The sequence below is a fragment of the Robiginitalea rubriflava genome, assembly GCF_052540725.1.
Map to the genome: position 1 here is coordinate 1,096,203 of NZ_CP199309.1, position 11,818 is coordinate 1,108,020.

Consider the following 11,818-nt stretch of genomic DNA (forward strand, 5'->3'; position numbering starts at 1 on the left):
TACTGCTGCCCCTACTCTATCCGAACAGAAATGCTTGAAACGGATGGGATCTGAAGCTTGCAGTCTTCAAAACTGGGAGGGCCGAATGCCCTCATCCGGGAGTTTGAAAAGCCCATGGGCTCCCGCGGGATCCCAATCCAGTTGGTGTCCAGGGCTTCGTTGCTGTTTTCATCGTGAAAAATGGCCAGGGCATATTCCCCGTCGGGCAAATCCTCAAATTTCAATTGGGTAGTTCCTTTTTTTGCTTTGGTACTGTCTGATCGAAAAACCCCTTCTATTTTAAGAAATCCATCTTTCTGGTTGTAAAGGGCCACCTGAATCAGGCCTTCGGAATTTTGCACACCTTCTATCCTTACTTCCAGGGTGTTCTGACAAAAAATTCCCAGGGGGGTCATCAAAATAAGCAAGAAAAAGATATTTTTCATCAGCGCTTTAATTGCAGCAAAGATAAACCCGTGGAATTATAAAAATTCTTATCCCTATCATAAAATTCTGAGCGGTAACCAGATTCAGTTTTCCCCGACTTTTATTTTTTCGCGCAGCAAATGGTACATGGATACAGTCTCGAGGGAATCAGTGAAATTCATGTAGATATACATAGAATCGCTATAAGTGAGCTTTATCTTTCGCTGCCTCAGATCATCCACATAAACATAAACCTTGCGATCCGGGTAAAGCGAGTCCTTAAACACTCCTTTTTCCCTGCTTCCTGCAGAAAAACCATGCTCACGTTCCATCTGCGGCAACTTTTGACTCCACTCCACAGCAGTGATATCCTTATAAGGCAGTTCCTTGTAATAAAAGCCGGAGATGATTTGCATACGATCCGGTTCCAGGCGGGTCCAGTTATGGTAATGCAGCATAAAAGCCAGTAAAGAGAGTAAGACACTCAGGCCAAGTACTACATTCCAAAACCATTTTTTGTTTTTCCTTTTCATTCTGCCTGTTTGTCCGTACGGTATTTATCCATCCAGGCCAGGGTATGGGCAATCTTGCTGATCAGATTACTGGGTCGATTGGCTATCCCATGGCTGGCCTCCGGTATTTCAACCAATACGGTTTCGATTTGCCGGAGTTTCAGAGCGTGATAAAGCTGTTTGGCCTCGCTGGGAGGGGTGCGTAAATCATTCATCCCCACCATAACCATGGTAGGCGTTTCAATATTTCCGACCAGGGAAAGTGGAGAGAAGCTCCAGTACCCTTCAAAATTTTCCCAGGGTTGCCCGGGGTACCTGCTATTCGCGTAATAGAAGTAATTATCGGCTACCAGGGTCTTGCTGATCCAGTTCACCACAGGCTTTGCCACTACCGCAGCCTCAAATCGATTGTTTTTCCCAATCATCCAGGCAGTCATGATTCCCCCTGCGCTACCCCCGGTTACAAAGAGCTGGTCTTCGTGGGCAATACCTTTTGCAATGCAGGCGTCTACCCCATCCATAACATCCTGGTAATCATCCCCGGGATAGTTATTATACAACTCGTTGGCAAAGGCCTCCCCGTAGCTGGTACTCCCCCTTGGGTTCGGGTAGAATACCACATAGCCCGCTGCTGCATATAGCTGCATCTCAGCTGAAAAGCGATCCCCGTAATTGGAAATTGGCCCGCCGTGGTTCTCAACAAGGAAGGGGTATTTTTTTTCGGGATCGTAATCGGGGGGATAGACAATCCAACCCTGGATATTGTAATTATCTACGCTGGAGCGGTACCAGATTTCTTCTACCTTTCCCAGGTTTCGCTGGTCCAAAAGGCCTTTGTTCAATTGGGTCAGGCGTTTTGGAGCGGTTCCGGATTTTCCTATCAGCGCGATATCTGCAGGGAATTCCGGACGCGTAAACGTATAGGCTATTTGCCCATCGCGAGCCAGGCTGTAGGACCCGCCGCCATAGGGCCTCCCTATCGAAGTTCCTCCCAGGTTATCCCCTATTTTCCGGAAATTACCTTTCAGCGAAACATATCCGATCTTGGTATTGCCGGCATCGTCAAATGCAAAATAAACGCCCTTGCTCCCGGCATCCCAGTTTAGATCGCCCACGCTTCGGTCCAGCTCCGGGTATAGATTCGCCTTTCCACTACCGTCAATATTCATGATTCGCAGGGCAGAAACCTGATGTGCCTGCTTTTTATCGGTATATCCCCTATAAACAATATACTTTCCATCAGGGGAAACCACCGGTTCCGAGTCCGGTCCGTCGGAATCGGTAAGGGCTGTAATTCGTCCGTCTGCCAGGTCTAAACGATAGACCTCGCTGTTGCGAAAGTCATATTCCCAGTCTTCATTCCGATTGGAAGAAAAATAAATGCTGCTCCCGTCCGGAGACCAGGAAAGAGAACCCCTGTGGTTGAAATCTCCGCTACTTAACTGACGGTACACCCCTCCGTCTGCCGGGATCACAAAAATATGGCTGAACCCGGGGGCGATATAGCCGCGCCCGTCTGCCTCGTGATACAATCTGTCCGTTATCCGCGGGGTACCGGCCCAGTTGGCCCCCTTGGGCCTGGGTGGCATCTTGGCGAGGACCGGAGCGTCCGAAGGCACAAACATACTAAAGGCGAGCTGCGATCCATCCGGGGCCCAGCTCAAGGAAGAAGGGCTGAACGGGAGTTGCGATATCCGGGCTACCCGCCCGCTATCTTTCCAATAAATATAAATTTCAGAACCCTCATCTGTACTACTTACGAATGCCAGCCGATCTCCTGAAGGAGACCATTTGGGGCTGGACTCTGAAACCTCTCTGGATGTAAGTTTCTGGTGCTTGCTGCCATCTGTCTTGAGCAGCCACAAATTTCCCACTGCGCGGTCTTCAAGGATATCAAATCCCATTCTCCTGTAAACAATCCAGTCGCCATCAGGGTGAATTTGCGGGTCGCTGCCATATTGAAGGCCAAAAACATCCAATGCTTCAAATACAGACTCCTGTGCCCGAAGCCCAGGCGCTGATGCAAATGACAGGAATAATAAAAAGACGAGACAATTGCGCTTCATAGCATAGTGTATTTCATATTCGATCCTAAAAATACTACATCCCTGGCAAAGAGAATGTTTGAAGGTAAAAAATAGGTGGTACTCAAATCCAATCGCTTAAATCTTATTGTTATCTTTAAAAGGATAGATCAACTTTAACCCAATTAAATTCCAACCCTATGAAAAAATTAATGTGCTTTTGCCTGGGGATACTTGCTTATACAGGTTTCGCCCAGGGCGATATGACAACGGCCAGCATCAATGGAATGCTGGAGCGCGTACAGGGCCAGACGCTGCAACTCGCCCAGGCTTTTGATGAGGAACAGATGGACTGGCGCCCGGCAGATGGTATCCGATCTGTTGGGGAGACCATCTTGCACACCGCAGCAAGCAACTACTATATTGCCATGAAAATGGGATACGCACCGCCCGAGGATGTGGACATGATGTCTATGGAAACCATAAAAGGCAAAGATGCCATTGTTGAAGCTTATTCGAAATCTGCTGATTTCATTAAGGAGAAGATCAACATGGAATCCGCTGAAAAGCTCGGGGAAGAAGTAGATCTCGGTTTTGCCAAACTCAGCCGGCTCTCTGCCCTTTTAATTGTATTGGAACACAACGGTGAACACAAAGGGCAGCTTATTGCCTACGCCCGTTCCAACGGTGTGGTACCGCCCTGGAGCAACTGATCTGACAATCTGTTTGACCCGGCCCGCAAGGCCGGGTTTTTTTTAGCTCAGGCCCACATCCAGGGCCATCATAATAATAAAGCCTCCAATAAATCCCATAGTTGCAATATCGGTGTACTTGTCCTGCTGGGTTTCGGGGATCACCTCTTCCACGACCACAAAGATCATGGCCCCGGCCGCAAATGATAAGGCATAAGGAAGGATGGGTTGAAAGGTCATCACGGCCCAGGCGCCCAGAACAGCAGCAATCGGCTCCACCACCGCCGAGGCCTGGCCATATAACCAGCTTTTGTAGCGGCTTAATCCATGCCTTCTCAAGGGCATGGCAACGGCAAAACCTTCCGGAAAATTCTGAAGCCCAATACCCAAAGCAAGGGCAACGGCCCCGCCAATGGAAGCCCCTTCAAAACCAGCAGCTACTCCCCCAAAAAGGACCCCTACTGCCAGCCCTTCCGGGATATTATGCAGGGTAATGGCCAGAGTGAGTAAGGTAGTTCTTCTCCACGGAGTCTTAATCCCTTCCTTTTCACTTTCTTTAAAATTGATATGGATATGCGGAAGGACCTTATCCAGGCCAAAGATAAATAACGCCCCTAGCAGGAAACCTACAGCAGCAGGCATCACCTTCATAAATCCTTCCCCCGGGCTCATTTCTATGCCAGGGGCCAGAAGGCTCCAGAAACTCGCGGCAACCATAACCCCCCCGGTGAAACCCAGCATTCCGTCCAGAACAGCCCGGTTCATCGTTTTAAATAAAAAGACAAGGGCAGCACCCAAAGCGGTTAGCCCCCAGGTAAACAGGGTAGCATAAAACGCCGCAAGCACGGGGTTAATGCTTTCAAAGTACTGGATTACTTCATTCATGGTTCTTGTATTGGTTTTACATAAAGGTTGGAAGCAATCAGATGTGAAATCTGCAGGGTTTGTTCCCCAATGGCTATCAGCATGGACTGGTCAAAAGCTTCTTTTTCGAGAATTTTTATGGATTGCCCCAGGGCGATATGGTTTTTGTCAAGGAATTTTAAAAAAGGGGCTGAAGAATCTTTGACCCCCACGCAGATACCGGATATGTTTACGGGCATGGCACTTAAAAGCGTTTTTTCACGAGACTTAAACTGACCGTTTTTATCCGGAATGGGGTCGCCGTGCGGATCAAAATCCGGATACTCCAGCAAGGCATCGAGACGGTCTATCAGCTTTTCACTCTCAATGTGTTCCAATTGCTCGGCAACCTCATGGACCTCATCCCAGGTGAAATCCAGTTTTTCGACCAGGAACACCTCCCACAAGCGATGTTTGCGAATGATTCTGAGGGCCTGCCGACTCCCTTTTTCCGTAAGGGATACCCCCTGGTATTTGCGGTAGTTCAGCAGGTCTTTTTCGGCAAGCTTTTTAACCATGTCGGTAACCGAAGATGGCTTGGTTTCCATCTTGGTTGCTATGGCATTAGTAGAAACCACCTCTTTCCCGGCACGGCTGATATGGTAGATCTCCTTGATGTAATTTTCTTCCGAATGTGTCACTTCCAGAATTTAATTTCCAAAGTTACATTTTTATTTATAAAAACATATTTTTAGATTTGTCTAAATTTTAATTTACAAATAGGTAAAACTTGTGGCCAACACCCTTAGAATAGTACTTATATTAATCCTGTTTCCATTTCTTACAAATGCGCAGGATCTTGACCTGTCCGGGTATATTAGAGGTCCCGAAGGACCGGTCCCGCTGGCCAATGTATACCTGAAAGAATTAAAAAAGGGCACAGCTACAGATAATTCGGGATGGTTTGAAATAGAAAATGTCCCGGAGGGCAAATACACCCTGATTGTATCGGCCCTGGGCTATCAAACCGTCCGAAAACCCGTCCGCCTGGACAGCGAAACAGCTTCCCCTTTAACAATAGTGCTGGAGGATCAGTCGGAAAGCCTGGATGAAACGGTGGTAACCGGGACCTTAAAAGCCGTCAGGCGCTCGGAAAGCCCGGTTCCTGTAGAGGTGTATTCCCCCACTTTTATCAAGAAGAATCCAACCCCAAACATCTTCGAAGCCCTGCAACTCGTCAATGGGGTCCGTCCACAGATCAATTGTAATGTTTGCAATACCGGAGACATCCACATTAACGGCCTTGAAGGACCCTATACGCTTGTTCTCATTGACGGGATGCCGATTGTGAGCGGCCTGGGTACCGTATATGGGCTTTCAGGTATTCCCAATGCAATCATTGAGCAAATTGAGATTGTAAAAGGCCCGGCCTCCAGTTTGTATGGCAGTGAAGCGGTTGGTGGCCTGATCAACGTCATCACCAAAAACACCCTCAGCGCTCCTGAAGTGTTTGCAGATGGCTTCGCAACCGGTTGGGGTGAATACAATATTGATGCGGGCGGGAAGGCCAGCCTGGGCGATAAAACCGACCTGCTGATCGGGTTAAACTATTTCAAATACGACACCCCCATAGATCAGAATGGTGATAACTTTACAGATCTAACCCTGCAGGATCGTGTTTCTATTTTTCAGAAACTAAATGTCCGTAGGGATAAGAGCCGGATTTTTAGTCTGGCAGGCCGATTTTTTTACGAAGACCGCTGGGGTGGGGAAATGCAATGGACCCCTGAGTTTCGGGGAGGAGACGAAATTTACGGTGAAAGCATTTACACCCGCAGGTGGGAAGTGCTTGGCAAGTATCAGCTCCCCTTTTCTGAAAAGATGATGCTGTCGGTCTCCTTCAATGACCACCGGCAAAATTCGGTTTATGGGGATGTCCCTTACCTGGCAGACCAGCGCATTGGCTTCAGCCAGCTAACCTGGGATAAAGAGGCTGGCAAGCACGACCTGCTGTTTGGATCGGCTCTCCGCTATAATTACTATGACGATAACACCCCTGCCACGGCTTCCGGCGGCTTGAATAAGCCGGATGAAATATGGATCCCCAGCTTGTTCGTACAGGATGAATACAGCTTTAACCCATCGCATTCCCTTCTGCTGGGCCTCCGATACGATTACGACAACAGGCATGGTAATATTGTTACCCCCCGCCTGGCCTATAAGTGGAAACTTTCGGATTTTGATATTCTCAGGCTAAATGCCGGTACCGGCTTCCGGGTGGTAAACCTGTTTACGGAAGAACACGCTGCCCTTACAGGTGCCAGGGACGTGGTTATTGCAGAAGAACTCCAACCGGAACGCACCTGGAACGTCAACCTGAATTATATGAAAAAAGTCTACGCCAGCAGTGGTCTGTTCCTGGGGCTGGACGCATCCCTGTTCTATACCTATTTTACCAATCAGATCCTGCCGGACTACGACACCAATCCCAACCAGATCATATACGATAACCTGGATGGCACCTCTGTTTCCAGGGGAATCAGTGCAAACCTGGACGCCGTATTTCCAAACGGCCTCAAGATTCTATTGGGGGCAACCCTGCAGGATGTGAGCAATAAAGAAAATGGAGTAAGGCGCCGGCAGATACTTACAGAAAGCTTTATGGCTACCTGGAATGTATCTTATGATATCCGGCCCCTTAAACTGAGCCTGGACTATACCGGAAACCTCTATGGCCCCATGAGGCTTCCCCTTCTGGGAGAGCTGGATCCCAGAGAGGAATTTTCCCCTTACTGGAGTATACAGAATATTCAGTTCACCTATAAAGGCATCCCGAATTTCGAAATATACGGCGGCATCAAAAACCTGCTAGACTGGACCCCGAACCGGGGGAATCCTTTTATTATTGCACGGGCCAACGATCCCTTCGACCGGAATGTTACCTTCGATCCTCAGGGAAATGCCGTTCCAACGCCAGATAATCCTTACGCCTTAACCTTTGACCCTTCATATGTATACGGACCCAACCAGGGGATTCGGGGGTTTGTAGGAATGCGGTACCGGATAAATTAAAGAGCAAAGCCTGAATCAGAATTCGTATTTTAGCCAGGCTTGCCCGGTATACATGGAAAGATTTGACTTTATAATTGTAGGTGGCGGGGCTTCGGGGCTCCTGCTCGCAGATGCACTGGGCTGCGATCCGTATTTCCGGGAGAAACGGATTGCCCTGATTGAAAAGGGATCCAAAACGAGTAATGACCGCACCTGGTGTTTTTGGGAAGACGGGCCCGGGCCTTTTGACGATATCCTCTTCCGCCAGTGGGATTACCTGCGCTTTAAAGGTCCTGATTTTGAAAAAAAACTACCGTTGGGGGATTTCAGCTACAAGATGCTACGGGGAGATGCCTTCTACAAGGCGTATTATGCCCGAATCGCTTCCTATCCCAATATAGAACTTATAAAGGATGCTGTGCTGGAGATACAGGAAAGTGGGGATGGGGCTGAAGTTGTTACACAAACCAACCGATTCAGGGCAAATCTGGTATTCAGCAGTGTCCTTTTCCAACCGCTGGAACCCCTTATGAAACCCTATCCAGTACTCAAGCAGCATTTTCTGGGGTGGCACTTAAAAACCAAAAGCCCCGTTTTTGATGCACAGGCAGCCACTTTTATGGATTTTAGCATCTCTCAGAGCGGGAATACCAGATTTATGTATATCCTGCCTTTTAGTGAATCGGAGGCGATTGTGGAATACACCCTGTTTTCAGAAGACCTTTTAGAAACTTCAGAATACGAAAAAGCCCTCAGGGATTACATAAAGAATGACCTGGATTGCGAAGAGTATGAAATAGTAGACACGGAGCGCGGAAGCATCCCGATGACCTCCAATCATTTTACAGCTGCAGACAGTGAGCATATAATCCATATCGGGATTGCAGGGGGCTGGGCCAAAGCAAGTACCGGCTATACCTTCTGGAACAGTTCCCAAAAAGCCCAAAAACTGGTGAAAGCCCTGAAAAACGGATCGAAATTACAGATGGCTTCCAAAAATAAGTTCTGGTATTACGATATGTTGCTTTTAAACGTGCTGGCCAGGAACAATAACAGGGGGAGTGAAGTTTTTTCAGCGCTTTTTAAAAGCTTGGAACCGGAAATAATCCTGCGCTTTCTGCATGAACAGACCTCCCTGTCTGAAGATTTCAGGATTATCAATTCTTCCCCTAAAAAAATGTTTATCGGCGCCTTCTGGCATGCCCTGGTTAATAATCTCTTTTAAGCAGCCAATTTCCGAATTCGTGCAGTTGTTCCCGTTTGGCCTGGGGAATATTGAGCAATTCGAGCTGTTTGAAGGCCTGCTGGGTATATTCCTCAATTTTGTTGCGCGTGTCCCCTTTGGCCCCTGTGGTATCAAACAGTTCGGACACCCTTTTAATTTTTGATGCCGGGTTCCGGGGCTGAATGGAGTACAGGTCCTGTAATTCCCTGGCTACTTCCTGTGAACCCAATTCCCTGGCCCTCAAATAGAGGTAGGTCTTTTTATTTTCGATGATGTCTCCGCCCACTTGTTTTCCAAAATTCTCCGGATTCCCGAAAACATCCAGATAGTCATCCTGTAGCTGGAAGGCCAGCCCCAGATAGAGCCCGTAGGCATAAAGGGCTTCCTGGTCAGTTGTCCCGGCTCCGGCAACCATGGCCCCCATTTTAAGGGCGCATCCGACTAAAACGGCTGTCTTGTACTCAATCATGTGCAGGTATTCCGGAATGGTTACATCTTCCCGGTTTTCAAAATCCATATCGTATTGCTGTCCTTCGCATACTTCCAGGGCCGTTTTGGAAAAGATCTCCACAAGGGGTTTAAAGAGGGAAGATTCAAAGGCCTGTAGCTGTTGATAAGCTTTTACAAGCATGGCATCACCCGATAAAATCGCCGTGTTTGTGTTCCATCGTTTGTGTACAGTAGGTTGCCCCCTGCGGATGGGAGCCTGGTCCATGATATCGTCGTGAATCAGCGAAAAATTATGGAACACCTCAACAGCTGCAGCTGCCGGCAGGGCTTTCCCGGAGTGGTTGCCATAAAGGTCCGCTGCGAGTAAGACCAGTATAGGCCGTATCCGTTTCCCGCCAAGGCCGAGTATATAGGATATGGGGTTGTACAATTCTCTGGGTTCCCCAAACTGCATGGCACTATCCATATAGGCATCGAAAGCCAGTCTATAGGTTTTCAGCGATTCTGTCATGAGGTAAATGTACATATAAGCTCCGGCGATTTACAAGGCCAGCGATAAATTTTATGAAATCAAAATGTATTTGTTAAAAAATCGTAAAACTTAGGAAACTTTTTTTGTATTAAAAGTTTCCTGCTATACTTTTGCACACTGATGAAAAACCAGATTTTAGACAAAGCAACGGAAATGTTCCTCAGCCTGGGGTTCAAAAGTGTCACCATGGATGACCTCGCTCACGAAATGGGGATATCCAAAAAGACCATCTATTCCCATTTCAGCAACAAGACCGATCTGGTTGAACACTGCACCCTGAATCTTTTCAATACGATTTCGGAGGGGATTGACTGCATTTGCAACCTGCAGAAAAACCCCATCGAAGAACTTTACGACATCAAAAAATTTGTGATGCTCCGCCTTAAGGATGAAAAATCCTCCCCGCAGTACCAATTGCAGAAGTACTATCCGATCATTCATAAGTCTCTCAGAAAAAAACAATTTGAAATAATGCAGGATTGTGTTGTTTCCAACCTCAAAAGAGGTGTTGCACAGGGAATATACCGTCAGAACCTGAATGTTGACTTTGTTGCCCGAATCTATTTTACGGGGGTCAGCAGCATAAAGGATCATACCCTTTTTCCACCGGAATCCTTTCCCTCTGCTGCATTGATGGATGATTATCTGGAATATCACCTGAGGGGAATTGTAACACCAGAGGGAAGAAAAATACTAAATAATATCATCAACTCTAATCAAGAATAAATGCGAATCCTAAGATTGGGTATAATACTGCTGGCTGGTTTGCAAATAGGAACCGCACAGGACATCCCTACACAATTCAGCCTTGAGGAGGCGGTCAAATACGCCCTGGAGCACAATTACAGTTCTATAAATGCAAGTCGGGACCTGGTTGACGCTCAAAAACAGAAATGGGAGACCATTGCTTCCGGATTACCTCAGATTAGCGGCCTGGTCAGTTATCAGGACCAGATTAAACAGCCCGTTTCCCTGATCCCGGGAGAATTTTTTCCGGATGGGGAACCCGGCACTTTTGTTCCGGTGGTTTTCGGCCCTCCCCGACAAACCTCGGCTACCGCCACCCTGAAGCAACAGATATTTGACGGGTCTTATATTGTAGGGGTACAGGCAACCAAAGCCTTCCTGAGCTACAGTAAAAACAACAAGGAAAAAACGGATCAGATGGTTTTGAAGGAGGTTGTTGAATCCTATGGCAATGTATTGCTCGCAAAGGAAAGCGTCGCAATCCTGAAAAAGAATATCGAAGCCGTTGAAAAAAACCTTTATGAAACCCGGAAGTTATACGAAAACGGCCTTGGGGAGGAAGAAAGTGTAGAGCAGCTGGAAATTACCCTGGGGAACCTGCAAAATGTCTTGCGCAGCAATGAACGCCTTGAAGAAATTACCCTTCAGATGCTCAATATCGTTATGGGTCTGCCCCTGGCGCACCCCACGGAACTCAGCCAGGACCTGGATGAACTGGTAGCCCAGGAATCCAGGCCAGATTTGCTGGATACATCCTTTGACATAGAAAATAACGTTGATTTCAAGCTCGTCCAAAACCTGAATCAGCAACGCTACTACGAATGGAAACTTGCCCGGAGCCGTGCCTTGCCAACCTTGAATGCCTTTATCAATTACGGCAGGACCGGTTTTGACGATCCGTTCAGTTATTTCGACAGCAGCACCCAGAGTTTTGAATCTTCCATCCTTGGGTTTGACCTGTCTATTCCTATTTTCAGTTCCATGGGAAGGAGCGCCAGTACGCAAAGGGCCAAAATTGCAATGGAGAAAGCCAAAACGCAGTTGGAAGAGACGCGCCAGAAAATCAATCTACAGCTGGAACAGGCCAAAAGTGAATTCACTCTGGCGATAGACAGCTATCAAACCAGCAAGAAAAACCTCAGCCTGGCCGAGCGTATTGAAACCAAAAACGAAATCAAATACTCCGAAGGGATTGCCAGCAGCTTCGAACTCAGGCAGGCGCAAACCCAGTTATATACGGCTCAACAGGAATACCTGCAGGCCATGATAGATGTAATCAACAAAAAAACAGCTCTTGAGACCATCCTGAATCCGGAAGGCCTTATCCAATACTAAAA

At 47.6% G+C, this 11,818-nt stretch carries 11 protein-coding genes; 5 read left to right on the forward strand and 6 right to left on the reverse strand.

The features are described from left to right. Positions 1-11: 11 nt before the first annotated feature. The 3 genes from ACT6NU_RS05075 to ACT6NU_RS05085 all read right to left on the reverse strand — a co-directional run bounded on the left by ACT6NU_RS05075 (position 12) and on the right by ACT6NU_RS05085 (position 2,983). Positions 12-425 carry a DUF2141 domain-containing protein gene (locus ACT6NU_RS05075; RefSeq protein WP_445383379.1) on the reverse strand — a complete coding sequence of 138 codons (414 nt, stop codon included), beginning with the start codon at positions 423-425 and terminating at the stop codon, positions 12-14. A gap of 84 nt (positions 426-509) precedes the next feature. Then, the gene (locus tag ACT6NU_RS05080) at positions 510-938 is read right to left on the reverse strand and encodes a hypothetical protein (RefSeq protein WP_445383380.1); all 429 of its coding nucleotides are present in this window, start codon (positions 936-938) and stop codon (positions 510-512) included. Further along, a complete protein-coding gene (locus ACT6NU_RS05085) occupies positions 935-2,983 on the reverse strand; it encodes a S9 family peptidase (RefSeq protein WP_445383381.1) in 2,049 nt (682 codons plus the stop codon). Before ACT6NU_RS05085 ends, ACT6NU_RS05080 begins: the two co-directional genes overlap by 4 nt. A 158-nt stretch (positions 2,984-3,141) precedes the next feature. On the opposite strand from ACT6NU_RS05085, the gene ACT6NU_RS05090 reads away from it, so the two are divergent. Beyond that, positions 3,142-3,654 (forward strand): DinB family protein, encoded by a 513-nt coding sequence (locus tag ACT6NU_RS05090; protein ID WP_445383382.1) that lies wholly within the window; start codon positions 3,142-3,144, stop codon positions 3,652-3,654. 42 nt (positions 3,655-3,696) lie between these two features. Here the strand turns inward: ACT6NU_RS05090 and ACT6NU_RS05095 are convergent, their stop codons facing one another. Together ACT6NU_RS05095 and ACT6NU_RS05100 are read right to left on the reverse strand one after the other, a co-directional pair. Next, complete coding sequence (locus ACT6NU_RS05095; protein WP_445383383.1) at positions 3,697-4,518, reverse strand: ZIP family metal transporter; 822 nt, start codon at positions 4,516-4,518, stop codon at positions 3,697-3,699. Continuing rightward, complete coding sequence (locus tag ACT6NU_RS05100; RefSeq protein WP_445383384.1) at positions 4,515-5,177, reverse strand: metal-dependent transcriptional regulator; 663 nt, start codon at positions 5,175-5,177, stop codon at positions 4,515-4,517. Before ACT6NU_RS05100 ends, ACT6NU_RS05095 begins: the two co-directional genes overlap by 4 nt. A 91-nt stretch (positions 5,178-5,268) precedes the next feature. Between ACT6NU_RS05100 and ACT6NU_RS05105 the strand changes: the two genes are divergently transcribed. Then, on the forward strand, positions 5,269-7,548 hold the full coding sequence (locus tag ACT6NU_RS05105; RefSeq protein WP_445383385.1) for a TonB-dependent receptor: 2,280 nt from the start codon (positions 5,269-5,271) through the stop codon (positions 7,546-7,548). 52 nt (positions 7,549-7,600) lie between these two features. Further along, positions 7,601-8,752 (forward strand): lycopene cyclase family protein, encoded by a 1,152-nt coding sequence (locus ACT6NU_RS05110; RefSeq protein ID WP_445383386.1) that lies wholly within the window; start codon positions 7,601-7,603, stop codon positions 8,750-8,752. On the opposite strand, the gene ACT6NU_RS05115 is transcribed toward ACT6NU_RS05110, so the two are convergent. Next, positions 8,736-9,728, reverse strand: a complete 993-nt coding sequence (locus ACT6NU_RS05115; protein WP_445383387.1) for a polyprenyl synthetase family protein — start codon at positions 9,726-9,728, stop codon at positions 8,736-8,738. The two genes, ACT6NU_RS05110 and ACT6NU_RS05115, sit on opposite strands and share 17 nt — an antisense overlap. A gap of 126 nt (positions 9,729-9,854) precedes the next feature. Between ACT6NU_RS05115 and ACT6NU_RS05120 the strand changes: the two genes are divergently transcribed. Beyond that, positions 9,855-10,460, forward strand: a complete 606-nt coding sequence (locus ACT6NU_RS05120) for a TetR/AcrR family transcriptional regulator (protein WP_445383388.1) — start codon at positions 9,855-9,857, stop codon at positions 10,458-10,460. After that, positions 10,461-11,816 (forward strand): TolC family protein, encoded by a 1,356-nt coding sequence (locus tag ACT6NU_RS05125; RefSeq protein ID WP_445383389.1) that lies wholly within the window; start codon positions 10,461-10,463, stop codon positions 11,814-11,816. Positions 11,817-11,818: the final 2 nt, after the last annotated feature.

Excerpts from the sequence above, each read along its gene's own strand:
- ACT6NU_RS05095 (WP_445383383.1), bottom strand. The coding sequence starts at position 4,518 with ATGAATGAAGTAATCCAGTACTTTGAAAGCATTAACCCCGTGCTTGCG.
- ACT6NU_RS05125 (WP_445383389.1), top strand. The coding sequence starts at position 10,461 with ATGCGAATCCTAAGATTGGGTATAATACTGCTGGCTGGTTTGCAAATA.
- ACT6NU_RS05115 (WP_445383387.1), bottom strand. The coding sequence starts at position 9,728 with ATGTACATTTACCTCATGACAGAATCGCTGAAAACCTATAGACTGGCT.
- ACT6NU_RS05075 (WP_445383379.1), bottom strand. The coding sequence starts at position 425 with ATGAAAAATATCTTTTTCTTGCTTATTTTGATGACCCCCCTGGGAATT.
- ACT6NU_RS05120 (WP_445383388.1), top strand. The coding sequence starts at position 9,855 with ATGAAAAACCAGATTTTAGACAAAGCAACGGAAATGTTCCTCAGCCTG.
- ACT6NU_RS05080 (WP_445383380.1), bottom strand. The coding sequence starts at position 938 with ATGAAAAGGAAAAACAAAAAATGGTTTTGGAATGTAGTACTTGGCCTG.
- ACT6NU_RS05110 (WP_445383386.1), top strand. The coding sequence starts at position 7,601 with ATGGAAAGATTTGACTTTATAATTGTAGGTGGCGGGGCTTCGGGGCTC.
- ACT6NU_RS05090 (WP_445383382.1), top strand. The coding sequence starts at position 3,142 with ATGAAAAAATTAATGTGCTTTTGCCTGGGGATACTTGCTTATACAGGT.
- ACT6NU_RS05085 (WP_445383381.1), bottom strand. The coding sequence starts at position 2,983 with ATGAAGCGCAATTGTCTCGTCTTTTTATTATTCCTGTCATTTGCATCA.